23 protein-coding genes are annotated in these 26,987 nt (G+C 70.8%); 10 read left to right on the top strand and 13 right to left on the bottom strand.

Translation table 11 applies throughout. From position 1 onward, the window contains the following. Window positions 1–26: 26 nt before the first annotated feature. Window positions 27–242, top strand: a complete 216-nt coding sequence (locus tag QSK21_RS25265) for a hypothetical protein (protein ID WP_285699438.1) — start codon at window positions 27–29, stop codon at window positions 240–242. Window positions 243–262: 20 nt separating this feature from the next. On the opposite strand, the gene QSK21_RS25260 is transcribed toward QSK21_RS25265, so the two are convergent. From QSK21_RS25260 to QSK21_RS25230, 7 genes are all read right to left on the bottom strand, one after another. Further along, window positions 263–730 (bottom strand): ribose-5-phosphate isomerase, encoded by a 468-nt coding sequence (locus QSK21_RS25260; protein ID WP_285699436.1) that lies wholly within the window; start codon window positions 728–730, stop codon window positions 263–265. 33 nt (window positions 731–763) lie between these two features. Then, window positions 764–1,717, bottom strand: a complete 954-nt coding sequence (locus QSK21_RS25255) for an ATP-binding protein (protein WP_285699435.1) — start codon at window positions 1,715–1,717, stop codon at window positions 764–766. 140 nt (window positions 1,718–1,857) lie between these two features. Further along, window positions 1,858–2,613, bottom strand: a complete 756-nt coding sequence (locus QSK21_RS25250) for an energy-coupling factor ABC transporter ATP-binding protein (RefSeq protein WP_285699434.1) — start codon at window positions 2,611–2,613, stop codon at window positions 1,858–1,860. Continuing rightward, the gene (gene cbiQ / locus QSK21_RS25245) at window positions 2,610–3,377 is read right to left on the bottom strand and encodes a cobalt ECF transporter T component CbiQ (protein ID WP_285699433.1); all 768 of its coding nucleotides are present in this window, start codon (window positions 3,375–3,377) and stop codon (window positions 2,610–2,612) included. Before cbiQ ends, QSK21_RS25250 begins: the two co-directional genes overlap by 4 nt. After that, the gene (locus QSK21_RS25240) at window positions 3,378–3,722 is read right to left on the bottom strand and encodes a PDGLE domain-containing protein (protein ID WP_285699432.1); all 345 of its coding nucleotides are present in this window, start codon (window positions 3,720–3,722) and stop codon (window positions 3,378–3,380) included. Then, a complete protein-coding gene (locus QSK21_RS25235; protein ID WP_285699430.1) occupies window positions 3,719–4,441 on the bottom strand; it encodes an energy-coupling factor ABC transporter permease in 723 nt (240 codons plus the stop codon). Before QSK21_RS25235 ends, QSK21_RS25240 begins: the two co-directional genes overlap by 4 nt. A 177-nt stretch (window positions 4,442–4,618) precedes the next feature. Then, window positions 4,619–5,236 carry a mycothiol-dependent nitroreductase Rv2466c family protein gene (locus QSK21_RS25230; RefSeq protein WP_285699428.1) on the bottom strand — a complete coding sequence of 206 codons (618 nt, stop codon included), beginning with the start codon at window positions 5,234–5,236 and terminating at the stop codon, window positions 4,619–4,621. 180 nt (window positions 5,237–5,416) lie between these two features. On the opposite strand from QSK21_RS25230, the gene pepN reads away from it, so the two are divergent. Both pepN and QSK21_RS25220 read left to right on the top strand, forming a co-directional pair. Next, complete coding sequence (gene pepN, locus QSK21_RS25225) at window positions 5,417–7,975, top strand: aminopeptidase N (RefSeq protein ID WP_285699426.1); 2,559 nt, start codon at window positions 5,417–5,419, stop codon at window positions 7,973–7,975. 81 nt (window positions 7,976–8,056) lie between these two features. Continuing rightward, complete coding sequence (locus QSK21_RS25220) at window positions 8,057–9,058, top strand: hypothetical protein (RefSeq protein ID WP_285699425.1); 1,002 nt, start codon at window positions 8,057–8,059, stop codon at window positions 9,056–9,058. On the opposite strand, the gene malQ is transcribed toward QSK21_RS25220, so the two are convergent. Together malQ and QSK21_RS25210 are read right to left on the bottom strand one after the other, a co-directional pair. After that, on the bottom strand, window positions 9,050–11,188 hold the full coding sequence (malQ, locus tag QSK21_RS25215) for a 4-alpha-glucanotransferase (protein ID WP_285699424.1): 2,139 nt from the start codon (window positions 11,186–11,188) through the stop codon (window positions 9,050–9,052). The two genes, QSK21_RS25220 and malQ, sit on opposite strands and share 9 nt — an antisense overlap. 108 nt (window positions 11,189–11,296) lie before the next feature. Continuing rightward, window positions 11,297–12,721 (bottom strand): amidase, encoded by a 1,425-nt coding sequence (locus QSK21_RS25210; RefSeq protein ID WP_285699423.1) that lies wholly within the window; start codon window positions 12,719–12,721, stop codon window positions 11,297–11,299. A 234-nt stretch (window positions 12,722–12,955) separates the two neighbouring features. On the opposite strand from QSK21_RS25210, the gene QSK21_RS25205 reads away from it, so the two are divergent. The 3 genes from QSK21_RS25205 (at window position 12,956) to QSK21_RS25195 (ending at window position 16,626) form a co-directional block, all read left to right on the top strand. After that, window positions 12,956–13,813: a nuclease-related domain-containing protein gene (locus QSK21_RS25205; protein WP_285699422.1), complete on the top strand. Its 858-nt coding sequence runs from the start codon at window positions 12,956–12,958 to the stop codon at window positions 13,811–13,813. Window positions 13,814–14,172: 359 nt separating this feature from the next. Further along, on the top strand, window positions 14,173–16,020 hold the full coding sequence (ilvD, locus tag QSK21_RS25200; protein ID WP_285699420.1) for a dihydroxy-acid dehydratase: 1,848 nt from the start codon (window positions 14,173–14,175) through the stop codon (window positions 16,018–16,020). Between the two features lie 390 nt (window positions 16,021–16,410). Next, window positions 16,411–16,626 carry an FmdB family zinc ribbon protein gene (locus QSK21_RS25195; RefSeq protein ID WP_285699418.1) on the top strand — a complete coding sequence of 72 codons (216 nt, stop codon included), beginning with the start codon at window positions 16,411–16,413 and terminating at the stop codon, window positions 16,624–16,626. 547 nt (window positions 16,627–17,173) lie between these two features. Here the strand turns inward: QSK21_RS25195 and QSK21_RS25190 are convergent. Both QSK21_RS25190 and QSK21_RS25185 read right to left on the bottom strand, forming a co-directional pair. Then, a complete protein-coding gene (locus QSK21_RS25190; protein ID WP_285699416.1) occupies window positions 17,174–17,674 on the bottom strand; it encodes an HNH endonuclease in 501 nt (166 codons plus the stop codon). Between the two features lie 265 nt (window positions 17,675–17,939). After that, window positions 17,940–18,350, bottom strand: a complete 411-nt coding sequence (locus QSK21_RS25185; protein WP_285699414.1) for a hypothetical protein — start codon at window positions 18,348–18,350, stop codon at window positions 17,940–17,942. A 156-nt stretch (window positions 18,351–18,506) separates the two neighbouring features. Here QSK21_RS25185 and QSK21_RS25180 point away from each other — a divergent pair, with 156 nt between their 5' ends. Beyond that, window positions 18,507–20,600 (top strand): prolyl oligopeptidase family serine peptidase, encoded by a 2,094-nt coding sequence (locus QSK21_RS25180; protein ID WP_285699412.1) that lies wholly within the window; start codon window positions 18,507–18,509, stop codon window positions 20,598–20,600. Continuing rightward, window positions 20,597–21,391, top strand: a complete 795-nt coding sequence (locus QSK21_RS25175) for a class I SAM-dependent methyltransferase (protein WP_285699411.1) — start codon at window positions 20,597–20,599, stop codon at window positions 21,389–21,391. Before QSK21_RS25180 ends, QSK21_RS25175 begins: the two co-directional genes overlap by 4 nt. Here QSK21_RS25175 and QSK21_RS25170 read toward each other — a convergent pair. After that, window positions 21,388–22,023 carry a GNAT family N-acetyltransferase gene (locus tag QSK21_RS25170; protein ID WP_285699409.1) on the bottom strand — a complete coding sequence of 212 codons (636 nt, stop codon included), beginning with the start codon at window positions 22,021–22,023 and terminating at the stop codon, window positions 21,388–21,390. The genes QSK21_RS25175 and QSK21_RS25170 overlap by 4 nt on opposite strands. Before the next feature lie 5 nt (window positions 22,024–22,028). Next, on the bottom strand, window positions 22,029–23,666 hold the full coding sequence (locus tag QSK21_RS25165) for an NsdA family TPR-like regulatory protein (RefSeq protein ID WP_285699407.1): 1,638 nt from the start codon (window positions 23,664–23,666) through the stop codon (window positions 22,029–22,031). A gap of 589 nt (window positions 23,667–24,255) precedes the next feature. Here QSK21_RS25165 and QSK21_RS25160 point away from each other — a divergent pair. Together QSK21_RS25160 and QSK21_RS25155 are read left to right on the top strand one after the other, a co-directional pair. Beyond that, window positions 24,256–24,663 (top strand): hypothetical protein, encoded by a 408-nt coding sequence (locus QSK21_RS25160; protein WP_285699405.1) that lies wholly within the window; start codon window positions 24,256–24,258, stop codon window positions 24,661–24,663. A gap of 524 nt (window positions 24,664–25,187) precedes the next feature. Then, window positions 25,188–26,210 carry a mechanosensitive ion channel family protein gene (locus QSK21_RS25155; RefSeq protein WP_285699404.1) on the top strand — a complete coding sequence of 341 codons (1,023 nt, stop codon included), beginning with the start codon at window positions 25,188–25,190 and terminating at the stop codon, window positions 26,208–26,210. Window positions 26,211–26,987 lie beyond the last annotated feature (777 nt).

Genomic DNA, 26,987 nt, shown 5'->3' with positions numbered 1-26,987 from the left:
GTGCAGGCCGGAACGAAAGGCGGGCCATGGGACAGCCTGGTATGCGGATCACGGTGGACGCGGCCATGCGGGCGCGGGACGTCTCGCGGCCCCGCCAGGACGGCGCCGAGGCCGCCACGCCCCGGCCCGCGGCGTCCACCGACCACTCCGAGACCGGCAAGCGGGGCAAGGCGGCCAAGAACGAGCGGCGCCGGCTCGACAAGCGCGGCGGACGCAAACCGCCCCAGGCCGAGCCCCGCTGACCCGGGCGCCCAGCCGCTCCTCAGGACGAGCCTGGGATCCTGCCCGTGCGCTCGTACTCGCTCAGCATGTCGATCCGGCGGGTGTGGCGCGGCTCCTTCGAGTACGGCGTCTCCAGGAACAGCCGGACGAACTCCGTCGCGGTGTCGAGGTCGTGCTGGCGGGCGCCGAGGCTGATGACGTTGGCGTCGTTGTGCTCGCGGGCGAGCCTCGCGGTGTCGGCGTTCCAGACCAGGGCGGCCCGGATCCCCTTGACCTTGTTGGCCGCGATCGCCTCGCCGTTCCCCGATCCGCCGATCACGATGCCCAGCGTGCCCGGTTCCCCGGCGGTGCGCTCGGCGGCGCGCAGCACGAACGGCGGGTAGTCGTCGGCGGCGTCGTACTCCAGCGCCCCGCAGTCCACCGGTTCGTGGCCGTTCGCCTTCAGCCAGCCGACCAGGTGCTCCTTCAGCTCGTAGCCGGCATGGTCGCATCCGAGAAACACGCGCATGGGGGACATCCTTGCAGGCTCACCCGCGGCGGCTCACCCTGGGACCGGAACGGGGAAGCGGAAACCGTGGTCGACCTGGGCCTCCAGATCCTCGCCCACCGCGCGGTTGGCCCAGCTCCGGGCGTTCTTGATGTGGAACTCCACGGCCTGGCGGCGGTAGCGGTCCCAGTCGCGCTCGGGTTCGCGGGCGTCGACGGCCGCGAGCATCGTGTCCAGCGCCGCCCTGTTGGACGCCTCCAACTCGGCGTCGTCGCGCCCCTGCTCCAGCGCCCTGACGGCCGCCGACTGGCCGAGCCAGGTCAGCAGGTCGTCGCCGACGTGCTCGCGCAGGTAGGCCACGTCGGCCTCGCCCTGCACCTTGTTGCCGACGACCGCGATGGCGACCTCGTAGTCGCGGGCGTACTCGGTGTACTGGCGGTACACCCCGACGCCCTTCCTGGTGGGCTCGGCGACAAGGAACATCAGGTCGAAGCGGGTGAACAGCCCGGACGCGAAGGTGTCGGCGCCCGCGGTCATGTCGACGACGACGTACTCGCCGGGGCCGTCGACGAGGTGGTTGAGATAGAGCTCGACGGCGCCGGTCTTGGAGTGATAGCAGGCCACGCCCAGGTCGTCGTCGTTGAACGGGCCGGTGGCCAGCAGCCGCACGCCGCCGACGTCCACGCCCAGCGCGTGCACCGGGTCGTCGCCGCGGACCCGTAGCAGCCGCGACCCGGCGCCGGGCGGGGTCGTCTTGACCATCGCGGACGCGGAGGAGATCCGCGGGTTGTCACCGCGCAGGTACTCCTTGATCTCCGGCAGCCGGTCGCCCAGCGCGGGCACGGCCGCGGCCGTCTCGTCGTCCAGCCCGAGCGCCGCGCCCAGGTGCTGGTTGATATCGGCGTCGATGGCCACCACCGGAAGGCCCCGCGCCGCCAGGTGCCTGACGAACAGCGACGACAGCGTGGTCTTGCCGCTGCCGCCCTTGCCGACGAATGCAACCTTCACAAATGCCCCGTTTCGGATATGAAAACCGTTGCCATTTCCAGTAGTCAACTCTCCCCGACCGCCGCCTCCGGCGCAAGCGGAAACGCACAGGTACACACGGGAACGCACGCACACCCGGCCCCCGGGCGGGCGTGCGGGGCTCAGAGCCGGGCCGCGGCGGACGGGTCGAACCCGAAGGGCAGTTCCAGGCGATGGGCGGCCAGCAGCTCGGCGTCGGCCAGCAGGTCCGGCGTGGGGGCGTCGGCCGCGATCACGCCGTCGGACAGGATCAGCGAGCGCGGGCAGAGCTGCGCGGCGTACGGGAGGTCGTGGGTGACCATCAGCACCGTCACGTCCAGCGACAGCAGGATCTCGGCCAGCTCGCGGCGGCTGGCCGGGTCCAGGTTGGACGACGGCTCGTCCAGGACCAGGATCTCCGGCTCCATCGCCAGGACGGTCGCCACGGCCACCCGGCGCCGCTGCCCGAAGCTGAGGTGCTGCGGCGGGCGGTCGGCGGCCTCCAGCATGCCGACCCGGCGCAGCGCGTCCTCCACCCGGCGGTCCAGTTCGGGGCCGCGCAGGCCCAGGTTGGCCGGGCCGAACGCGACGTCCTCGCGGACGGTCGGCATGAACAGCTGGTCGTCGGGGTCCTGGAACACGATCCCGACCCGGCGGCGGATCTCCCGCAGCGACTTCTTGTCCTTGGGATCGACCCGGAGGCCGCCGACGCGCACCTCGCCCAGGCCGCCGTGCAGGATGCCGTTGAGATGCAGGACCAGGGTCGTCTTGCCCGCACCGTTGGGTCCCAGCAACGCCACCCGCTCTCCCCTGGCGATGGTGACGTCCACGCCGTACAGGGCCTGGGTGCCATCGGGATAGGCGTACGCGAGGCCGCTTACCTCCAGGGAAGGGGTCATGGGGTCATCCAAGCGGCAAGGGCCACCAGCCCGGCACTCAGGGGCAGCGCAGAGGCCATCCCCCACTGCGCTGCGGTCGCGCTGACCTCGTACAGGACGGGCATGCGGCCGTCATAGCCGCGGCTCACCATCGCCAGGTGCACCCGCTCGCCTCGTTCGTACGACCGCAGGAACAGCGCGCCCAGCGACCGGGCCAGGACCCCCGCGTGCCGCAGGTCGCGGGCCTCGAAACCGCGCGCCGCGCGGGCCAGCTTCATCCGGCGCAGCTCCCCCACCACGACGTCGCCGTACCGGAGCATGAACCCGGCGATCTGCGTGATGAGCTGTGGCATGCGCAGCCGCTCGATGCCCAGCAGCAGCATCCGCGGCTCCGTGGTCGCCGCCAGCAGGACGGACGCCATCACGCCGAGGGTGCCCTTGGCCAGGATGTTCCAGGCGCCCCACAGGCCGTGCCGGCTCAGCTCCAGGCCGCCGAGCACGGTGACCTTGTCACCGGTCGCGACGAACGGCATCAGCAGCGCGAACGCCACGAACGGCACCTCGATCAGGGTGCGGCGCAGCACCACCCCGTACGAGACCCGCGCCATGGCGGCGACGACGGCCAGCAGCACCGCGTACACCGCGAACGCCCAGATCCGCTCGCGCGGGGTGGCCACGACGACCAGCACGAACGCCAGTAGCGCCACCAGCTTGCATTGCGGCGGGAGCCGGTGCACCGGCGAGGCCCCAGGGACGTAGAGCCGGTGCACATGGCGATGCCCCACCTAGCCGCCCTTCGCAGGAGAGGAACCCATGGTGTCCAGGGCCTCGTCCTGGGCGGGCCCGCGGCGGCGCAGGACCCAGAACAGCCCGCCGCCCAGCGCCAGCACCGCGGCGACACCGATCACGCCGGACAGCCCGCCCGACAGGCGCTCGTTGTCCACGCCCTTCACGCCGTAGTCGCCCAGGGGCGAGTCCTTGAGGGCATGGTCCTTCTCCCGGGCGTTGATGCCCTTTTCCTGCGCGACCTTCTCCAGGCCGTCGGGCTTCGAGCTGGCGTAGTAGCTGACGAACCCGGCCAGGACGACCGTCACCAGCAGGGCGGCGAGGAAGAAGCGCTTGGTGGTCATGACTGGTTTTCCAGGGGCTCGGAGGGAACGGCGGCGGGCGTGCCGGCGGCGGTGCGCAGCGTCACCGGCTTGATCAGGTCGCGCGCCCCGTACACCAGGTCCGGGCGGACGGCCAGCACGCTGGACACCGCGAACGACGTGATCAGCGCCTCGCCGATCCCGATCAGCAGATGGACGCCGACCATGGCGCCGGCGACCGTCCCGATCGGGATGTCGGTCGTGCCGCCGAGCGCGTAGATCAGCGTGAAGGCCAGGGCGGAGGCGGGCACCGACACCGCCGCCGCCGCGAACGCCGCTCCGCTCGCGGCGGGACGGGTCTTGGGCAGGACGCGCAGCAGCAACCGGAACAGGCCGTACCCGACGGGGACGGTGACCAGGGCCATCAGCGTGATGTTGACCCCCAGGGCGGTGAGCCCTCCGTCGGCGAACAACAGCGCTTGCAGGAGCAGCACGACCGAGACGCACAGCACGCCCGCGTACGGGCCGACCAGGATCGCCGCCAGCGTCCCGCCGAGCAGATGCCCGCTCGTCCCGGAGGCGACCGGGAAGTTCAGCATCTGCGCGGCGAACACGAAGGCGGCCGTCAGCCCGGCCAGCGGAGCGGTGCGGTCGTCCAGCTCCCTGCGAGCGCCGCGCAGCGAGACCGCGACGCCCGCGACCGCCACGGCCCCTGCCGCGAGCGACACCGGTGCGTCGATGAATCCATCCGGCACGTGCACGTTGCCCTCCCATCCCGCCGATTCGACTCGACGGGACCAGTGTGCGGGCATATCGGTAGCAACTGCAAGTCAGTCGCAATAGCCGCACTCTCGCAGCCGAGAGCGGGGTCTCTGGCCGGAAGCGGCCGGTAGCGGCCGGACGGCAGGGGACCGTCCCCGGAGGCCGGGCCGGACGGGTCAGTCGAAGATGGGGTCCCTCGTCCTGGTGCGCTTCAGCTCGAAGAACCCGTCGGTGCTCGCCACCGCCAGGACCCCGTCCCACAGCTTCACGGCGGCCTCGCCGCGCGGGATCGGGGTGACGACGGGGCCGAAGAAGGCGCTGCCCTCCACCTCGATCACCGGGGTGCCGACCTCCTGGCCGACCTTGTCGATCCCGACCTTGTGGGACGCGCGCAGGGCCTCGTCGTAGTTGGTGGAATCGGCGGCCTCGGCCAGCTCCGGGTCCAGGCCCGCGGCCTCCAGGGCTGCGGCGAACGTCGCCTTCTCCTTGGGCTGCTTCTCGTTGTGGAAGCGGTTGCCCAGCTCGGTGTAGAGCCGCTCCAGGACCTCCGAGCCGTACTTCTGCTCGGCGGCGATGCACACCCGGACCGGCCCCCACGCCTTCTTCAGCCATTCCCGGTACTGCTCGGGGATGTCCTTGTTCTCGTTCAGGACGGCCAGGCTCATCACATGCCAGCGCGGCTCGATCGGGCGCAGTGCGGCGACCTCGTGCACCCAGCGGGACGTGATCCACGCCCAGGGGCACGCGGGGTCGAACCAGAAATCCACGGGGGTGCGCGGCGTGTCTGAAGACAAGGGGGTCCTCCTTAGACCGGTCAATGTCACTCACGGGCAACCCAGGGATCCGCATCACCATTCCCGCCGATTCCGGTCCGGTTCACCGTTTCGCCCACACCGGCCGTGCCGCCTCGCCCCAACGAGGAGCCCCCTTGGTAGACATGGAACGACACCTTTCGGGACAGCCAAGGAGTACATGTGGCAGGCAACCTCACGCGCGACGAGGCGCGGGAACGGGCCAGGCTGCTCACGGTCAGCGAGTACGCCGTCGACCTGGACCTCACCACGGGCGACGAGCGGTTCGGCTCCACCACCGTGATCAGGTTCGGCTGCGCCGAGCCCGGCGCGTCGACCTTCGTCGACCTGCACGGGGCCGTGGTGCGGGAGGTCACCCTCAACGGGACCGCGCTGGACCCCTCCGGTTATGACGCCGAGAAGGGCCGGTTCCCTCTGCCGTCGCTGGCCGAGTCCAACGAGCTGCGCGTCGTCGCGGACTGCGCCTACTCGCGGTCGGGTGAAGGCCTGCACCGGTTCGTGGATCCGGTCGACCAGAACGTATACCTCTACACGCAGTTCGAGACGGCCGACGCGCACCGGATGTACGCCTGCTTCGACCAGCCGGACCTCAAGGCCACTTTTGCGTTCACCGTCAAGGCGCCCGCAGATTGGCAGGTCGTCACCAACGAGGCCCCTGACGGCCGCGACGAGGCGGAGGCCGGCGGCCCCGCCGTCATCTGGCACTTCCCGCCCACGCCGAAGGTCTCCACCTACATCACGGCCCTGATCGCGGGTCCGTACCACAAGGTGACCGACGAGTACCGGCGCGCGGACGGCACCACGATCCCCCTCGGCGTGTACTGCCGCGCGTCGCTGGCCGAGCACCTGGACGCGGACGCCATCGTGGAGGTGACCCGGAAGGGCTTCGCGTTCTTCGAGGACGTCTTCGACCGCCCCTACCCGTTCGCCAAGTACGACCAGTTGTTCGTGCCCGAGTTCAACGCGGGCGCGATGGAGAACGCCGGGGCCGTCACGTTCCTGGAGGACTACGTCTTCCGGTCGCGGGTCACCGACGCCGCCTACGAGCGGCGCGCGGAGACGATCCTGCACGAGATGGCGCACATGTGGTTCGGCGACCTGGTCACCATGCGCTGGTGGGACGACCTGTGGCTGAACGAGTCGTTCGCCACGTACATGAGCGTGCTGTGCCAGGCCGAGGTCACCAAGTGGAGCGGGTCGTGGACCACCTTCGCGAACCTGATGAAGGCGTGGGCGTACCGGCAGGACCAGTTGCCCTCCACCCACCCCATCTCGGCCGACATCCCCGACATCCGGGCGGTGGAGGTCAACTTCGACGGGATCACCTACGCCAAGGGCGCCAGCGTGCTCAAGCAACTGGTGGCCTATGTCGGCCGTGACAACTTCCTCGAGGGGGTGCGGCGGTACTTCCAGCGGCACGCCTGGGGCAACACCGTCCTGACCGACCTGCTGGACGCGCTGGAGGAGACCTCGGGACGCGACCTGGAGTCGTGGTCCAAGGAATGGCTGGAGACGGCGGGCGTGAACACGCTGCGCCCCTCCTACGAGGTGGACGCCGACGGCGCCTTCACCTCGTTCGCCGTCCTGCAAGAGGCCAAGGCCGAGTACCCGACGCTGCGCTCGCACCGCATCGCGATCGGCCTGTACGACCGCACCGAGGAGGGGATCGTCCGGCGGGACCGGGTCGAGCTGGACATCGTCGGCGCCCGCACCGAGGTGCCCGCCCTGGTGGGGCGCGAGCGTCCCGACCTGGTGCTGGTCAACGACGACGACCTCACCTACGCCAAGATCCGGCTGGACGACACGTCCCAGCGGACCCTCATCCAGGGGATCGGCGACATCAGGGAGGGGCTGCCGCGGGCGCTGTGCTGGTCGGCGGCCTGGGACATGACCAGGGACGCGGAGATGGCCACCCGCGACTACGTCAAGCTGGTCGTCAGCGGCATCCGGGGCGTCACCGACATCTCGGTGGTGCAGACGCTGCTGCGTCAGGCCCGTACCGCCGTCCAGCAGTACGCCGACCCGGCCTGGCGGCCCGAGGGCCTGCGGCTCATGGCCGACGCGCTGCTCGAACTGGCCGAGGAGGCCGAGCCGGGCTCGGACTTCCAGCTCGCCTACATCCAGGCGCTCGCCTCGGTGGCGGTGACCGACGACCACCTGGACCTGCTGGCCGGGCTGCTGGACGGCTCGAAGGTCATGGAGGGGCTCAAGGTCGACACCGACCTGCGCTGGGCGCTGCTGCGCCGCCTGGTGGCGATGGGACGCGCGGGCGAGGCGGAGATCGCCGCCGAGGCCGAGCGGGACCCCACCGCGGCCGGAGAGCGGCAAGCGGCAGGCTGCCGCGCGGCGATCCCGACCGCCGAGGCCAAGGCCGCGGCATGGAACCGCATCATCGGCGGTGAGCTGCCCAACGCGGTGTTCCGGGCGACGCTGGGCGGGTTCGTGGAGCCCGACCAGGCCGAGCTGCTCGTCCCGTACGCGGACCGGTACTTCGGCGAGGTCGGCCGCATCTGGAAGGAGTGGAGCAGCGACATGTCCCAGACGTTCGCCGAGGTGGCCTACCCCTTCCTGGTCGTGGAGCAGTCCACGATCGACCGCACCGAGTCCTACATCGCCGAGAACGACCCCCCTGCCGCCTTGACCCGCCTGCTGTCGGAGGGACGCGACGGCGTGGCCCGTGCCCTGAGGGCCCGCCGCAAGGACGCCGAGGCCGCGAGCTAGGAGAAAAGGGGCGCTGTAAGGGCGCTTGAGGAAAGGGGCGATGGAGGAGCCGCGGGAACAGGCCCGTGGCAGGGTGGAGGCGTGGAGACGGCGCGGGAAGTACTGACGGCGCTTGCGCGCAGACACGCCTTCGGTGACATCGCGGCTCTGGTCGCCTCCGGCTTCCGGGTGGACGGTGAGTCGACCCGGGTCGAGGCGTTGTGCGCGTTCGGGCAGCGCGTCCTGGACTTGGACGCCGAGGACTTCGGCATGCCCGAGGAGGCGGGGGAAGTCCCCAAGGACCTCCTGGACCGGGCGCGCGCAAGCCGGATGCCCCAGGCCCCGCGTGAACGGCCACGCGGGGCCCTGGCCAGCCTGCGGCCCGCGTACGCGCTGCTGCTGGAGGTCGTGGAGATCCGCTGGCGCAGGCGGGAGATGGCCGCCCTCGTCGCCGCCCTGCACATCGCCGGCGAGTACCTGCCGATGCTGGCCTGGGAGCCCGTCCTGGGCCATGCGGGCGACCCGGCCCGGCTGGGGGAGTCGGTCTCCGGGCCGGGCAGCCGGTTCGGTGTGCCCATCGAACCCGGTGCCGAGCGCAGGTGCGACCACACCCGTCCCGAACGCTCCGCCTGTGAACGCAGCCTCCGCGTCGCCAACGAGCCGCCCCCGGGCTGGCGTGCCTACCTGGACCGGCAGCACAGCCAGGTGTCCAAGGCCCTGGGCGACTGCGCCGCGCGCTGCCGCACCCCCTGCTCGGTCATGAACCGCCTGGACGGCCACGTACGCGCCGATCTGGAGGAGCGCTGCAAGCTGGCGGCCGAGTTCACCGACGGCGCCCTGGTCAAGCTGCGGCACGCGGCGCCCGTCGGGCATGGCTTCGGGGTGCCGTCACCCGAGGAGGTCCAGACGGCCTGGTCGCGTTCCCGGTCGTCCCTGCGGCGCCACCGCCTGGGCAAGGCCGCCCTGGCGGACGCCGACGCCGACCCGTTCCCGCTCCCCGGCCTACCGGCGGTGTTCTCCGCCATAGCCGCCGCCGACATCACCCCGGACGACCTCTTGGAGGACGTGTCGTCCAGGCTGACCGCCGCGCTCTCCCTAACCTGAGGGCGGCTGGAACGGAGCCAGAGTGGTCTCCAACATGGGGGCGCCCGGAAGCTCCTCCAGGTAGACGGGATCGCCCTCGGAGTCGCCCAGCGGAATGCGCCAGTTGGGGTACTCGTCGGTGGTACCCGGCTGGTTCTGGGTGCGCCGCTCCCCCACGGCGTCGGCCAGGGAGACCCCGACCAGGCGGCACGGTGTGTAGGCGAGGAAGGCGTGCAGCGCGGCCGTGACCTCCGCGTCGTGGTCGATGGAGCCTTCCTTGAGCGCGTCCAGGATGTCCTCGGGCGTGGTGTCCAGCAGTTCCTCCTCGTGCAGGAGGTGCAGCCAGTCCGCTAGCTGCCTGGCGTGGTCGGCCGTCTCCTCCTCCACGGGACGGGTCAGCAGGCCCAGGCGTTCGCGCAACTCGATGTGGTCGCCGTGCAGGAAGCCCGCGATGGGCGGCATGTCGTGGGTGCCGACCGTGGCCAGGGACGACTCCCGCCAGTCCTCCGGCTTCTTCGGACGGCCCTCGGCGTCCCGCTCGAACCAGAGCAGCGACGTCCCCAGCACGCCCCGTTCGGCGAGGTCGTCCCGTACCCCGGGTTCGACCGTGCCCAGGTCTTCGCCCACCACGACGGCCCCCGCCTGGGCCGCCTCCCAGACGAGCGTGGAGAGCATCGCCTCGCGGTCGTAGTACACGTAGGTGCCCTCATCCGCGGACGCGCCCTCGGGCACCCACCAGAGGCGTGAGATCTGCATGGCGTGGTCGAGACGCAGGCCGCCCCCATGGCGCAACGCCGCGGCCAGCATCCCCCTGAAGGGAAGGTAGGCGGCATCGGCCAGGCGGCCCGGGTGCCAGGGTGGCTGGCCCCAGTTCTGCCCCTTCTGGTTGAACTCGTCCGGGGGCGCGCCCACGCTCATCCCCGGCGCGAACATGGGCCGGTACATCCAGGCGTCGGCGCTGCCCGGATGAACACCGACCGCCAGGTCGTGCATGATGCCGATGGGCATTCCCGACTCACGCGCCGCCGCCTGGGCCTGCGCGAGCTGCTCGTCGAGCTGCCATTGGAGCCAGGCGTGGAACTCGACGCGGTCTTCGAGGCGCTTGGCGGCATGCGCGACGGCCGGGTTCTCGGCGTCCCGCAGCTCGTGGGGCCAGCGCCGCCAGTCCGCGCCGTGCTCCTCGCTCAGCGCGCTCCACGTGGCGAAGGCCGTCAAGGGGGCTCCCTCGCGATGGCGGTACCACTCGTAGGCGCGCTGCCGTTCGGCGCTGCGCGGCACGGCGAAAAGGACCTCAAGGGCCTCCCGCTTGGCCTCCCACGCGGCATCCCTGTCGAGGAGGGCACCTCCTTCGCGGCCGGTCCCGTCACGCGGCTTGGCCTTGGTGGCGAGGACGGAGATGCGCTCGCGGTCCCTCGCGGGCAGGGCCGCGTACTCGGGGACGTCCTCGACCCTCAGGTACAGGGGGCTGGCGAAGCGGCGGCTCATCGGCGAATACGGGGACGGCCCTATGGGGGTGACGGGTTCGGTGGCGTGAAGCGGGTTGACCAGGATGAACCCCGCGCCCAGGTCACGGCCGCTCCACGACGCCAGGTCCGCCAGGTCGTGCAGGTCGCCGATCCCCCACGACTCCTTGGACCGGACCGAGTACAACTGTGTCGTGAACCCCCACGCCCTGGACGGAACCTCAAGGCGCGCGGGAGTGAGCAGCAAGGGCGCGCTCTCCTCCCGCCACAGGCTGCGGACCCTGACACGTACGCGATGCCAGCCATGCGGCGTCCCAGGCGGCAGGTGGTACTGCTTCAGCAGACCGTCGCGTGTACGGACGCTCGTGGCATGGAGCTGGACCGACCCGCGGTTGGCCATGTCCAGCCACACCTCGTCCGGCCCCCGCGCACCCCATGGGATCTGGAGGGCCTCCCTGCGTCCCGCCCGCTGGAACAGGATCGGAGGCAGCAGGCGGCTGCGCTTCTCCTCCTCCACCCTGGCCAAGGTCTCGCGCACCGCCGCAGGAGTGGAGACGTCCGCCCCCAGCGCGGTGAGCACCGCCCTGAGGGTGTCGTCGGACACCTCGGTCTCCTGGCCCCGCCAATCGGTGTAGCGCGTCGCCACCCGATGCTCTTGGGCCAGCCTGTTCAGTTCCGCATCAGCCACGCTCTGACCATGCCCCTTAGTCCGTGCCCCCTAATACGCAATACCCGTGTACGAGAACCTTTCCCACGTACGCCGCCGACCGTCTCTGAGTTGCGCGCCCCCGCCGGGTCACTCGTCCCAGATCGGAGGCTTGCGGTCGATCCAGGGACGGGCCTCTTCGAGCTGCGCGGACAGCGAGATGAGCGTCGCCTCGCCCCCCAGGCGCCCCGCGAGCATCACGCCGATGGGAAGACCGTCGGCGTTCCAGTGCAAGGGCACGTTCACCGCGGGCTGCCCGGACACGTTATAGACCGCGCAGAACGGCGTGAAGTGCTTCTGCCGCTCGAAGTTCTCCGCGGGCTCCTGCTCGTGGAAGTACCCGATGGGCACGGGCGGCTGGGCGAGGGTCGGGTGCAGGATCGCGTCGAACTCGTCCATCACCGGGAATGCGCTGCGCAACGCGGACTGCAACATCGCGTGCGCACGGAACAGCTCCGGCCCGCTCGTCGCGTCCCCCTTGGCGCGCAACCACCGGGTGAGCGGCTGCAGAAGCTCCTCCTGCGAGGGATCGACCGGCGTCAGCGTCGCCATCACCCCCCACAGCGTCTCGAAGATGGGGACGAGCGCGGCGTCCACGACCGGAGGCAGTTCCACCACCTCGTGGCCCAGCTCCTCAAGCAGCGCCGACGCCTCCTCGTACGCCGCGACGCAGTCGGGGTGGACCTCGGCCCCGGGCACCACCGGTTCGCGGCTCCGAGCGATCCGCAGACGGCCCGGCGGACGCTCGGCCGCCTCCAGGTAGGTCCCCTCCGTGGGCGGCGCCATGTAGAGGTCTCCGGGCATCGGACGGGCCATCACGTCCAGCAGCAGCGCCGCGTCCCGCACCGACCGGGCGATCGGCCCGTTGGTCGACAGACCGAACAGGTCGGGAACGATCGGACCCTGCGAGACCCGGCCCCGCGTCGGCTTGATCCCGAACAGCCCGCACACGCTGCTCGGAATCCGGATCGAGCCGCCGCCGTCGCTACCCTGCGCGACCGGGGCGAGCCCGCCGGCCACCGCCGCGGCCGCACCACCGCTCGACCCGCCCGCCGAACGCGAGGTGTCCCAGGGAGTACGGGCCGGTGGCGCGACGGCGCTTTCCGTATAACAGGGCAAGCCGAATTCGGGGGTCGAGGTCTTACCCAGAAGGACAGAACCCGCTTCCCTCAGGAGGGTGACGACACTGTCGTCCGCGAACCCGGTGAAGCCCTCGTAGGCCCTCGATCCCAGGGTCATCCGGACCCCGTCGACCATGTTCAGGTCCTTGACCGGCACCGGGACGCCCAGCAGCGGCGGCAGCTTGGCCGGGTCCGGCGCCTCCAGAACCCGCTTCTCCGCGCGCCTGGCCTCCTCCCTCGCCCGCTCGGGCGTGCTGGTCACATAGGCGCCGAGCCTGGAGTCGAGCCGCTCGATCCGATCCAAGTAATGCTCGGTGACCTCGACGGGGGACAGTTCCCTGGCGCGAATGGCGGCGGCGAGCCGCATGGCGCCCAGATCGTGGGTATGAGTCACAGAGCCGAACGCTAGACGCCGGATGCCCCGGCATCAAAGATGACAGGGGCGGCAAGTCGCCCGACTCGGCCGACAAGGCAGCGGACGCCCGTACCCGGCCATGGCAACAACTAACCCCTTGGAAGCGGCGACAAAAGTATTAACCCGACACCGCTAGTCCGCGGACGCGGAAATGATTACTCTGCGCACGGAGGATCATGCTTGCGGTACGAAAGGATGACGGAGCGTCAACTCATGGCAATCATGGAGCGGGGCGACGCACGGGAGGCGCGCGGCCAGCCCCAGCAGACGCAGCACACATCCCACGACCAGGCCAGGGAGGCGAGGGGAGGCCCTGAGGGACGCCCTCCCGCCAGGGACTCGCTCACCGAACTGCTGAAGGAGCCGCGGGTGCGCCGGTGGCTGGAACGGGCGGCGGTGGCGCTGGTCCTGTTCATCGTGCTCAGCCTCATCTTCAGCATGCGCATCGGCATCACGGTGGCGGCGCTGGCCGTCATCGCCGACGTCGTCCGCCGTTCCCGCAAGGACTCCAGCGTCCCCGCGTGGCAGAAGTCCTCGGCCGCGGAGCGGCGCACCGAGAAGCAGCTGCGCTCGCTGGAGAAGGGCGGCTACCGCGTCCTGCACGCGCGCGCCGTCCCGCGCGACGGCGAGGGCGTCAGCGACGGCCGCATCGACCACCTGGTGATCGGCCCCAGCGGCGTGTACGCCATCGACTCGGAGAAATGGGACAAGCGCCTCCCGGTGCGCACCCTCTCCCACCGCAAACTCTTCCACGGCCCCTTCAACAAGAAGGACCGCCTGGACGAGGCGCGCTGGGAGGCCGAGCAGGCCAGCAAGATCATCGCCAACCGGGTCGGCTTCGAGGTGCCCGTCCAGCCGTCGGTGGCCATCTACGGCCCCAGCATCCCCTGGAAGGTGATGCGGGTGCGCGACGTGGACGTCTACGCGGGCCCCCGTGCCCGCGGCTATCTGCGCCGCCGCCCGAAGATCCTCACCGAGTCCGACGTCCAGCGCATCTACCAGGCCGCCCAGCAGGCCCTGCCCCCCAAGTACCCGACCGAGGCCGAAGCCGGCCTCGACAGCAAGCAGTAAGCCCGGGGACGGCCCGAGGCCGTCCACGGCTCAACGCAGAGCCCCGAACGACCGGGCCCGCAGACCGGTGAGGAGGGGCACCTCGTGCTCGCCGGCCGGCGACCCCTTAACGGCATCGAGCGCGAGGCGCCCTCCTCTCTTCGCGCCGGACGCCGCCCTCTGGCCGATCACCGCCGCCTTGCACAAAGGCCGTTGATACCATCGGCCCGTACGAGCCGGCCCCACACGACCTCTGCAGAGCCGGCCGCGGCGCCGCGATCCGCCGCCGCGACGAAGATCATCGTATGGCGCCGTCCGGCCGACCTCGCCGGCGGACGTACGATCGTTCCAGAGCACGCCACAGGTTGGAGAGGTCACAGATGCCCCCGCTCAGGTCACGTACGGTCACCCACGGCAGGAACATGGTGGGCGCACGCGCCCTCATGCGCGCCAGCGGCGTCCAGCGGGAGGACTTCGGCAAGCCGATCGTGGCGGTGGCCAACAGCTTCACCCAGTTCGTCCCCGGCCACGTCCACCTGCGCGAGGTCGGCGACATGGTCGCCGCCGCCGTGCGCGAGGCCGGAGGCGTCCCCCGCGAGTTCAACACCATCGCCGTGGACGACGGCATCGCCATGGGACACGGCGGGATGCTCTACTCGCTGCCGTCCCGCGAGCTGATCGCCGACGCCGTCGAGTACATGGTCAACGCCCACTGCGCGGACGCGCTGATCTGCGTCTCGAACTGCGACAAGATCACCCCGGGGATGCTGATCGCCGCGTTGCGGCTCAACATCCCCACCGTGTTCGTCTCCGGCGGCCCCATGGAGGCCGGCAAGCCCGTCGAAGGCGTCCAGAACGGCCACAAGCTCGACCTGATCGACCCGATGATCGCCTCCGCGGACACCTCCGTCTCCGACGAGACCCTCGACAAGCTGGAGGAGGCGGCCTGCCCGACCTGCGGGTCCTGCTCGGGCATGTTCACCGCCAACTCCATGAACTGCCTCACCGAGGCGATCGGGCTGGCCCTGCCCGGCAACGGCACCGTCCTGGCCACCCACACCGCCCGCAAGAAGCTCTACGCCGACGCGGGCCGCACCGTCGTCGAGCTCGCCAAGCGCTACTACGACCAGGACGACGACTCCGTCCTGCCGCTGAGCATCGCCACCCGGGACGCGTTCGAGAACGCCATGGCCGTCGACATCGCCATGGGCGGCTCCACCAACACGATCCTCCACCTCCTGGCCGCCGCGCACGAAGGCGGCGTCGGCTTCGGCCTCAAGGAGATCGACGAGCTGTCCCGCCGCGTCCCCTGCATCTGCAAGCTCGCCCCCGCCACCCCCAAGTACCATGTCGAGGACTGCCACCGCGCCGGCGGCATCCCCGCCCTCATGGGCGAGCTCGACCGGGCCGGGCTCCTCAACCGTTCCGTCCACACCGTCCACTCCGCGTCCCTGCCGGAGTTCCTGTCCGCCTGGGACGTGCGCTCCCCCGACGTCCGTCCCGAAGCCGTCGAGATGTACCACGCGGCCCCCGGCGGCGTCCGCACCACCCAGGCGTCCGGCCAGAACGCCCGCTGGGACACCCTCGACCTCGACCGCGAGACCGGCTGCATCCGCGACGTCCAGCACGCCTACACCGCCGACGGCGGCCTCGCCGTCCTCTACGGCAACATCGCCCCCGAAGGCGCCATCGTGAAGACCGCGGGCGTCGAAGAGGAACTGTGGACCTTCACCGGCCCCGCCGTCGTCTTCGAATCCCAGGAGGACGCCGTCGAAGGCATCCTCGGCGACAAGGTCAAGCCCGGCGACGTCGTCGTCATCCGCTACGAGGGCCCCAAGGGCGGCCCCGGCATGCAGGAGATGCTCTACCCGACCAGCTTCCTCAAGGGCCGCGGCCTCGGCAAGGCATGCGCCCTCATCACCGACGGCCGCTTCTCCGGCGGCACCTCCGGCCTGTCCATCGGCCACGCCTCCCCCGAAGCCGCCGCCGGCGGCGCCATCGCCCTCGTCCAGGACGGCGACCAGGTCATCATCGACATCCCCCGCCGCACCCTCGAACTGGACGTCCCCCACGAGGAACTCACCGCCCGCCGCGACAAGCTCCTCGCCGACCTGGGCACCTACCGCCCCCGCAACCGCAACCGCCCCGTCTCCGCCGCCCTCCGCGCCTACGCCGCCATGACCACCTCAGCCTCAACAGGCGCCGCCAGAAACATCGATCTACTCTAGCAAGCACGAGCTGCGCTGTGTTTATTGGCGGTGCCTGCGGCGTCGGGCGCTGGGCGCCCTCCTTCTCCGGCACCGCGTGCGATCGCTGCATCGCTCCGACTCGCCCAGGGGCTCGCTCCGCGATCAGATTCTCGCTCCGCTCGAATCTGCCTTCGGACGCGATCGCAACGCTTGAGCGACCGTTCGGGGCTGGGGTGTTGGCTGAGGTGGGTGCGAGAGGTGTTTATTGCAGGCGCGAGCTGCGCTCCTCGCCTTGACGGCTCGCTTTGCGATCAGGGTCTCGCTGGTGCTCGCCCCTGCCTTCGGACGCCTGGGCATGGGTGAAGGGAGGGGTTTCGCTCTCCGGCTGCCGCCTGGTGGGGTGGTGCCGCGGCCTCGTATCCTTGAGACGTGCCACGTTATGACTACCGCTGCCGCGCGTGCGGATCGACGTTCGAGGTGTCGCGTCCGATGAGCGAGGCGTCCTCGCCCGTCGCCTGCCCCGGCGGCCATGACGACACCGTCAAGCTGCTCTCCACGGTCGCCGTCACCGGAACGTCCCGCGGCGGCGCTCCCGCGCCCCCAGCCGCCGGCGGCGGTTGTTGCGGTGGAGGCTGCTGCTCCTGACCCACAGCACGCATCCGTCGGGCAGGGTGTGGTTCAGGCGCTCTACCTTGCCGTTCGCCTGTAGGCGTTCGAGCTCCTGACCGACGGCCGTGGACCCGATACCCGCTCACATGGGGGCTGCCACTGGCTGCACGTCCTGAGCATCATGCTGGGCGATCAGACCTTGTCCTCAGCAGCTCGCCCCTGCCAAACATGACAGCCGACCTCAACTCGTCACCCCAGCCCCGAACGGCGCCCAGGCGTTGCGATCGCGACCGAAGGCAGGTTCCGAGCCTGCGAGGAACCTGATCGCGAAGCGAGCCCCTGGGCGAGTCGAAGCGATGCAGCGATCGCACGCGGTGCCGGAGAAGGAGGGCGCCCAGCGCCCGACGCCGCAGGCACCGCCAATAAACACGCGCTGCGATCGCGACCGAAGGCAGATTCGAGCGAAGCGAGAATCTGATCGCGGAGCGAGCCCCTGGGCGAGTCGAAGCGATGCAGCGATCGCCGCAAGCACGACAAGCGAGGAGCGCCAGCGACGAGCGCAGCTCGTGCTTGCCAATAAGCACTACGCCGCTACGTAGGGGGCCCATTGGGGGTCGCCGTCGTGGATGATTCCTATCAGGCGCCAGTGGGCGCCCCGGGGGACGCCTGGGGTGACTTTGAGGGTCCAGCCGATTTCTTCGAGGAGCCGGTCGGCCTTGCGGTGGTTGCAGGTCATGCAGGACGCGACGCAGTTCTCCCAGACGTGTTTGCCTCCGCGGCTTCGGGGCTGGACGTGGTCGATGGTCTCGGCGCGGTGGCCGCAGTAGGCGCAGCGGAAGTTGTCGCGGCGCATGAGGGCGGCGCGGGTGAGGGGGACTCGGGTGCGGAAGGGGATCCGGACGTAGCGGCGGAGCCTGATCACCGAGGGGACCTCGATGGACATGGTGGCCGAGTGGAGGACGGCGCCGGAGGTGTCGGTGTGGACGACCTCGGCCTTCTCTCTGAGGACGAGGCAGACGGCCCGCCGGAGTGGGAGCGTGGTGAGTGGTTCGTAGGTCGCGTTGAGAAGGAGGACCTGTCTCATCGGAGGCCCTCCATCGGGTTCTGTGTCGCCTCGGCGGACGCGCTCGTGCGCGCCTCACACCGAGGCCCGAGTATTGTCTCCGGCACCTGTGAACCCGCCATGAGGACCTCCCCAGGGGTGAACGGACCCCAAATCAGTGTGGCGCGTGAGAAGGCCGACCGCTACCCCATTAATCCCCACAAGCTCTTCAGATCGAACGCCACGCGCTGCTTGTACCACGGATGGTAAGTGCTTTGTCTCTCGCCGTGATGGATTTTACGCGGTCTCAGTGGGTGTGCGGCCAGGCCTGCCACCAGGTGGCGTGGCCCTTGATCTGGACCTTGCCGTGGAGGTGGCGCGGGACGATGGCGGTGAGCGCGCCGGTCCTGCGTTCGCCGGGTCGCAGCGTCCCGTACTCGCACCGGATCGCACCGCCTTGGACGATGACGCAGGGCGAGGTGAGGGAGGCGATCCGCAGCTTGGGGGCGAGTTCGTGGGTGAGGACGACCCTGTTGGCGGTGTGGTTTCCGCTGTTGCGGATCGTCCAGCCCCAGGTGGTGCGTTCCCCTGACGCGGTGACGCGCGGAGAGGTGTAGGCGAACTCCACGCGGGCTGCCGCGGCGGCCAGCAGTGGCAGGGCGACGGCCGCGGCGGCCAGGTGGGCGGGCGGACGGCGCCCGGCGGCACGAACCTTCATTTGATCAACCCCCGATGACGATCGGTTTCTCTTCTACCGGAGATGACCTGCGCATTCACCGTCCGACACGTGGTCGGGACGGATGTCGGCGCGCCCTCTTCCCGGCATTCCCGGACGGATCCGCATGGAGCGCCCCGGCCGCATAAGGTGCGGGTCATGAGCCGACCGTTGTACCCGCCCGCGCAGCGCCAGGACATCGTCGAGGACATCCACGGACATCGGGTCGCCGACCCGTACCGGTGGCTGGAGGACCGTGGGGACGCCGCCACCGAGGAGTGGCTGGCCGCGCAGGACGAGCTGTTCCATTCAGTCGTCGACGGGCTGCCCGGCCGTGACGGGCTCCGGGAACGGCTGACGGAGTTGCTCGGCGCGGGCAGCGTCGGCTCGCCGGTGTGGCGCGGCGGGCGGCGCTTCTTCACGCGGCGCACCGCCGGCCAGGAGCATCCGGTGCTCTACACGGTGGAGCCGGGCGACGGCGCGGAACGCGTCCTGATCGACCCGATGGAGCTGGACCCGGACGGCACCACCACCCTCGATCTGTGGCAGCCGGACAAGGAGGGGCGGCTGCTGGCGTACAAGATCTCCAAGGGCGGGGACGAGGAGTCCGTCCTGTACGTGCTGGACGTGGCGACCGGCGAGCGGGTGGAGGGCCCGATCGACCGGTGCCGGTACGGGTCGGTGGCGTGGCTGCCGGGCGGGGAGGCGTTCTACTACGTGCGGCGGCTGCCGCCGGAGGCGGTGCCGGACGGCGAGGAGCAGTACCATCGCCGCGTCTACCTCCACCGGGTGGGCACCGACCCGGAGACCGACGACGTCCTGATCTTCGGCGAGGGCCGGGACAAGACCACCTACTACGGTGCGGGGGTCAGCCGGGACGGCCGCTGGCTGACCATCTCGGCGTCCGAGGGGACGGCGCCGCGCAACGACCTGTGGATCGCCGACCTGACCGCTCCGGGTGGGCTGGAACGTCCGGCGCTGCGTCCCGTCCAGGAGGGGGTGGACGCCGAGACCGGCCTGCATGTCGGGAGGGACGGCCGCGCGTACGTCTTCACCGACCGGGACGCGCCGCGTTCCCGGCTGTGCGTGACCGACCCCGCCGATCCCGCGTACGAGAACTGGCGGGAGCTGATCCCGCAGGACGACACGGCGGTCCTGACCGACTACGCGATCCTGGACGGTCCGGAGCTGCAACGCCCCGTGCTGCTGGCCGCGTGGCGGCGGCACGCGGTCAACGAGATCACCGTGCACGATCTGGCCACCGGCGAGCGGACGGGGACGGTGCCGATGCCGGGGCTCGGAACGATCGGCGGCATCGTCGAGCGGCCCGAGGGCGGCCACGAGGCGTGGTTCGCCTACACCGACAACGTCACGCCCACGGGGGTGCTGCGGTACGACGCGCGCACCGGTGAGGTGGACGTGTGGGCGTCCGCTCCGGGCACGGTGGAGCTGCCGGAGATCGAGTCGCGGCAGGTCACCTACGCGTCGCTGGACGGGACGCAGGTGCGGATGCTGGTCATCTCCCGCCCCGGGGCGGCAGCGGAGGGGCCGAGGCCGACGATCTTGTACGGGTACGGGGGTTTCAACATCTCGCTCACCCCCGCGTACTCGGCGAGCATCCTGGCCTGGGTGGAGGCGGGCGGCGTCTACGCCATCGCCAACCTGCGCGGGGGTTCGGAGGAGGGCGAGGAGTGGCATCGCGCGGGCATGCGCGACCGCAAGCAGAACGTCTTCGACGATTTCCACGCCGCCGCGGAGAAGCTCATCGCCGACGGGGTGACCACGTCCGACCGGCTGGCCATCTCGGGCGGCTCCAACGGCGGGCTGCTGGTCGGCGCGGCGCTCACCCAGCGTCCCGACCTGTACAGAGCGGTGGTGTGCTCGGCGCCGCTGCTGGACATGGTCCGGTACGAGCGGTTCGGCCTCGGCCGCACCTGGAACGACGAGTACGGGACGGCCGACGACCCGGAGGAACTCGGCTGGCTGCTCTCCTACTCGCCGTACCATCACGTCCGCAAGGGCGTCCCCTACCCGGCGACACTGTTCACGATCTTCGACAGTGACACGAGGGTGGACCCGATGCACGCCCGCAAGATGTGCGCCATGTTGCAGCACGCGACGTCGGGGGACGCGCCGATCCTGCTGCGCAACGAGTCGGAGGTCGGTCACGACGCCCGTTCGGTGAGCCGTTCGGTGGGGTTGATGACCGACACGCTGTCGTTCCTGGCGTCCCAGACGGGGCTTGACCTGTGAGGCCCGCGCCGCGGCTCGGCGACACGGCGCAGGAGAGGATCCTGCGCCTCCTCGCCGAGCCCCCTCCCGAGCAGGACGGGTCGTCCCCGTACCTCGACCTTCTCCCGCCCGAAAGGCCCGCCACCGGCACCCCGGCGCAACGGTTGATGGAGTCGGCGTTCCTCCCGCGGATCTACGAGCGGATCTGGCGGCCCATCGGCTTCAACCTCATGAAGGGCTGGCCGGTCGGCCCGGACACCGGCGAGGAGCACGCGCTGGCCCGTTCCTGGCTCGCCCTGGACCGGTCGCCGCCCCCGGACGCGGCCGTGCTGGACGTGGCGTGCGGTCCGGGCAACGTCACCCGCGCGCTGGCGTCCGGCGTGGACGAGAAGGGCGGGCTGGTGGTGGGCCTGGACGTCGCCGCCGGGATGCTCGCGCGCGCCGCCGCCGACACCTCGATGCCGCAGGTCGGGTTCGTCCGCGGCGACGCGACCGACCTGCCGTTCCGGGACGGGACGTTCGACGCGGTGTCCTGCTTCGGCGCCCTCTACCTGTTCGACGACCCCTGGGGCGCCCTCGACTCGATGATCCGGGTGCTGCGGCCCGGCGGGCGGATCGCGATCCTCACCAGCCGTCGCCCGTCCGTCCCGCTCAACCGCACGGCCGGCGGCGCCCTGCACCGTCTTGTCGGCCTGCGGCTGTTCGGCGATCGCGAGGTCACCCGCTTCCTGGACGGCCGCGGCCTCACACAGATCAGGCAGCGCAGGTACCCGGCCATGCAGCTCGTCGGGGCCCGCAAGCCGGACGCCTAGACGAGGGGCTTCTCCAGGTAGACGTTCACGATCCCCCCGATCTGCTCCCTGCGCACCTCCGTCCAGCCGAAGCGGCGGTACAGGCGCAGGGCCGACTGCTGCAACTCGGTGGTGTCGGCGCGCAGCACGCGGTAGCCGAACTCGGCGGCACGCTGTTCCAGTGCCCTGACCACGGCGGACCCGTAGCCGCGGCGTTGCACGTCCGGGTGGACGCGCAGGCGGACCATCTCCACCGCGTCGAGCGCGGGCCCGCCCAGAACGTAGCCGCCCAGGGCGCGGTCGCGGCCCGCCGGGACCAGGTCGGCGCGGCGCAGGCCGCCCATGGCGACGATCCGCCCGTCCAGCTCGCCGACGATGAACTCGCCGTCGTTGCGGAGGTAGATGTCCTCCATCCGGAAGAAGTCGTGGTCGTAGTAGACGCCGTCGCCGGGACGCAGCCCCACCTGGGCCAGGCCCTCGCGATGCAGCTCCAGGACGGTGGCGTGGTCGTCGGCGCGGTAGCGGCGCAGCCACAGGGCACCGTACGTCCACACGGGCGGCTCCACCCGCAGCCGGACCACGGCCGTGGAACGCCTACCGCCCATGCCATCAGCGGCGCCGTCGTTCGTGGGGACGCCGTCACGCGGTTCCATGGCGGTCAGACTTGCTCGGAGGGATCGACCGCGGGGGCGGACGCCGGACCGCTGGTGGGGCTCTTCACCCAGGGACCGGACAGCGCCTCATAGAACTCCGCCAGCTCCGGAATCTGGCCGACTTTGGCGTTGACGGCCGCACCGATCTGCCGGGCGCGATGGACGAGGATGTCGGAACGATGCTCGGGCGGCAGATCGAGGATCGCGTCCCGGCCCGCCTGCAACGCCCCCTCGGGGTTGCCCGCGTGCAACTGGCAGGTCGCCCGGTCCAGCCTGACCAGGGTGCGGTCCACCCGGTCGGTCGGCGAGTAGAGGGTCAGGGCGCGGCTCAGCACCTCGTCGCCGTGCTTGTGGTCACCCAGGTTGGTGAAGGTGTCGCCCTCGTAGAAGGCCATCTGCCGGTCGGTGAACCCGAACGCCAGGTCTCCGGCCTGCTCGGCGGACAGTTGCTCGAACACCGCCCGCCCGCGTACCAAAGCGCGGCGGGCGCTGGGGGCGGCGTCGGAACGGCCGCGCAGCGCCAGCATGCCGAGCGCGCGCGCCTCCACTGCGGGCGCCATGGCGGCCGCGACGCCAGGGCTGCGACCGGCCAGGTCCTGTGCCTTACGCGCCAGGTGCAGCGCCTCGCGCGGGTCGCCGTAGTACATGGGCACCAGCGACTCGCGTACCGTCACCCAGGCCCGTAGGTGGCGGTCGCCGGTCTCGTCCGCGGCGGTACGCGCGGTGCGGAAGAACGAGCGGGCCAGCCGGTGATCCCCCAGATTGATCATGATCAGCCCGGACAGCCCGGACAACTGCGCGGCCAGCCGGCACAGCCGTTCCTGTAGCTCCACCGGCTGCCTGCGGTCGCACATCCGGCGGACCTCGCTGAAGTCCAGCAGCACGTCGCACAGCATCCGGAGCGACGGCGTCGCCTGGTACTGCCGGCCGTAGCCGAGCGTGGTCTCCTCCCACTGGTCGAGCATGGTCGGCGAAACGGTGGCCCGCACCAGCGTGTCGTCCATCTTGCGTCGCAGGTTGTCCACGGCCCCAAGGAACTGGCCGTCGAGCGCCACACCCGCCCCGGCCAGAAGTTGAAGAAGGGTTCTGCGGAGCACGACGTCCTCCTCTCCCACATCGATGGAGGGGGACCCGGCGCGGTCGGCACCCCCAGGTCTGTTGACGGAAAACAAGGGCCGGTCGCCGGGGCCGGACACGACCATCCCCACGAGCGGAGGGTCGTGCACCGGCATGGCCGGCCGTCCCGGCAGGCGGTCCGGCGCGGGCTCGGACACGTATCCGGGTGCCCGTGGAACCAGGTCGCCCGGGCGCCGCGCGGCGGACCCCGCCAGGTCGGACGCGCGCGTCCGGTGGCTCTGGCCACAGATGCACGAGTTCTGGTAGCCGAGCTCGCCGGGCTCCACCCGGTAGACGACACAGAGGTAGTGCAGGTACTCCGGGCCCGGCCGCTTGTAGCCGCTCTCGTACGCCGACAGCAGCGTCTCGCCGAGCCGGGGCTGGGGCTTGCCGTCGACCTTGTACAGGGCCTTCACCTGCGCGACGATGTCGGACAGCGCCACGCCGTGGGAAAGCCGGTGCGCCTTGACGCGGCTGGTGCCGAACAGCGGCCCGCATTGATCGTGAATTTCTTCCGCGATCTCCACCGGACCGCGCCCTTCCGCCAGACCGCGTGCACGTATTTGGCGCGCTATGTCCGTTTCTTTCCGGGGGGTGTCCGACATCTTTTTCCGGCCTCCCTCACCGTGGGGTCCGGAAACGGAGGGGGAGCCCCCCGCCTTCGGTCACGGTGACCGGTATTACGGATGGCCACGACCAGATTACGTGATGCGCACAGAGCGTAACTCCGTGCGCGTGGCCAGCCAAGCGATTCGCCGGAATCACGGGGCCTCCGGGAGCACCCTGTGCTCCTCGGGTAGAGATTCCTCCTCCAGAGTGGAGCGATTCTCCTCCCCGAACGTGAGAAACGTATCCCGTCGCCGGAGAGGCCCTCTTGACCCATCGTGTGAGAGTTGCAATTCTCGCCGCGTGTAACGGAGCGGATCCGTAAAGTTCGATCTCGCCGGACGGCCAGATCGGTCGGGCGGACCCCCCGGAGCGGCCACCGCGATGGCGGCCACGGCCGTCACACGACGGCCAGGACGGCCGCGGCGACCGCCGCGGTCCGGCCAGGGAACGGCGGCACCGCCGCGCGGCACGGCCCGCCGCGGCGCGACGGACGGAAGGGGTGCACGGGTGGTCACCGACAGGCGTACCGGCTACCTGGAAGAACTCGAGCACGAGCTCGACACCTGGGGACTGGTCGCCCGGGTCGTGCGGACGCGCTCGGGGCCCGCGTTCCTCCGGGTGGTCAACCCAGAGGCGGCCAGCCTCGCCGAGGACGTCACCTGCGCCCCCGCCCCCGAGACCCACGTCCACTACTACTGGTGGTCCTGGGGCGAGCGACTGCACCGGGTGGACGACCCCGGCGGCGCCGCCGTGAAACTGGCCCGCGTCCTGCAACCCCTGGAGGCGCACGGCGACCTCCTGGGCACCCGACCTCTGGAGGCCGGGATGGGCGGCCCTGACGGGCCGCGTCCCGGACCCGAGGGGCCGCGGGCCCGCTCGCCGGAGCGGTCGGCGAGCGGCCCGCACCCTCCCTGAAACCGGACGTGTCCCGTGGGGTCGCGGCCGGAACGGCGCGGCAGCCGACGGCCCCGCGGGACACGTTCGCCGGCACCCCGAACCCGCCGGCCGGGCCGCACTCCCGGCCGGCGGAACCGGGGAGCCGGCCCGAGATGTCCTGCCCGTGTGCCCGGGCGGCCCCGGCTCACCTCGTCCCGTCCCGGCCCCTTCCCATCCAGGCCGAGGCCAGGCGAGCCGCCGGAGGCCGGTTGCTCGGGGTCCGGGACACGGGCAGGCCATCCCGCTTGACGTACGCCCGCGACGTTCCCCACGGTCACAAGGAGAGCCCACGGGCTCGCCCCGGTGACGCCTCGTCCGCGGGGTCCGCGGCCCCTCACACCCTCCGCTGACCCCGCGGACAGGAAAACCAGCCCTCCCCGGCCAGGCGGCCCGGCTCGTTCCGGCAACGAACCGCTCGGCACCGTCCCCTACGATCGGCTCGTACCGCCGGACCTCGACGACGAGCCGGCGCGACCATCCAGCCGGCCGGGGAGGGCTTCCACATGTCACTCAGCCTCGCGTCCGTCGTGCCCGCCGTGGCGGGCGGCAACGGTCTGCCCTGGGTGCAGGACAGCACGCCAGAGATCGCGTGCCGCTCCCGGGAGCCCAGCGTGGCCTGCCGGGTCGTGTGGAACGTCTCACACAACGCCGAGTTCACCGGCTTCTTCCGGAACTGGCTCGACCGGCCGCTGACCGCCGTCTTCTGGATCATCGTGATCCTGGCGATCGCCATGATCGCCCGGGCCGCGGCGCACCGCATGATCAGCCGGATCACGCTGCGGATGGCCGAGAGCACCATGTCCGAGCGCGTCCGCGAACGCAGCCGCACCGTCTTCGACGGCAGCCCCGTCCTGCTCAACCAGCGCCGCGCCCAACGGGCCAGGACCATGGGCTCCGTGCTGCGCAGCATCGCCTCCATCGTGATCATGGGGATGGCGTTCTTCAGCATCCTCGGCCAGCTCGGGCTCAACCTCGCACCCGTCCTCGCCAGCGCCACGGTGATCGGCATGGCCGTCGGCTTCGGCGCGCAGAACATCGTCAAGGACTTCCTCGCCGGCCTGTTCATGCTCCTCGAAGACCAGTTCGGCGTCGGCGACGTCATCGACGTCGGCACCGCCAAAGGCACGGTCGAGGCCGTCACCCTCCGCGTCACCCGCATGCGCGACGTCAACGGCGTCGTCTGGTACGTGCCCAACGGCGAGATCAAACACGTCGGCAACGAATCCCAGAACTGGGGCCGCGCGGTACTGGACGTCCCCGTCGACATCCACGAAGACGTCGAAAAGGTCAAGGAGATCCTCCAGAAGACCGCCGACGAGATGGCCGCCGCCGGAGAATGGCAGAACCTCATCCTCGAAGACCCCTCCGTGTGGGGCGTCCAAGCCCTCACAGGAGACGCCCTGATCGTCCGCGTCGTCCTCAAGACCGCCCCCGGCAGACAAGCCGACGTCTCCCGCGAACTCCGCGAACGCGTCAAGAAATCCTTCGACGAAGCCGGCATCACCGTAGCCACCACGGGAAGCTGAGGCTGTGTTTACTTGCAGCCGCGAGCTGCGCTCCTCGCCTGGCGGCTCGTCGCTTGTCGCGCCTGCGGCGATCGCTGCATCGCTCCGACTCGCCCAGGGGCTCGCTACGCGATCAGGTTCCTCGCAAGCTCGGAACCTGCCTCCGGACGCGATCGCAACGCCTGGCCGCCGTGCGGGGCTGGGGTTGCGGGGCTGAGGTGAGTGCGCAGTGTTTACTTGCAGGTGCGAGCTGCGCTCCTCGCCTTGACGGCTCGTCGCTTGTCGCACCTGCGGCGATCGCTGGCATCGCTCCGACTCGCCCTGGAGGCTCGCTACGCGATCAGGTTCCTCGCAAGCTCGAAACCTGCCTCCGGACGCGATCGCAACGCCTGGCCGCCGTGCGGGGCTCTGGGGTGACGGGCTGGGGTGGGTGCGAGAGGTGTTTCTTTGCAGGTGCGGGCTGCGCTCCTCGCCTTGACGGCTCGTCGCTTGTCGCACCTGCGGCGATCGCTGGCATCGCTCCGACTCGCCTTGGCGGCTCGCTACGCGAACAGATTCTCGCTTCGCTCGAATCTGCCTTCGGACGCGATCGCACGCTTGAGCGACCGTTCGGGGCTGGGGTTGCGGGGCTGAGGTGGGTGCGAGTGTGATTATTGGCGGGGCCTGCGGCGTTGTCAATCCCGGCCCAATCGTGACCCGGTTGTTCCGGGTGAACCGTGACCCACCCGATTGTTGATCTTTAGTTGTCGGTCTTGGCCGCGGGGACGCGGCCGAGGTCGCGGTCTTTGAGCCGGTAGC

Origin of the sequence: Actinomadura sp. NBRC 104412 (assembly GCF_030269515.1) — a bacterium.
Classification (GTDB): Bacteria; Actinomycetota; Actinomycetes; order Streptosporangiales; family Streptosporangiaceae; genus Spirillospora.
Note: the sequence above shows the minus strand (reverse complement) of the source record. Positions and strands in the feature narration are given on the sequence as shown.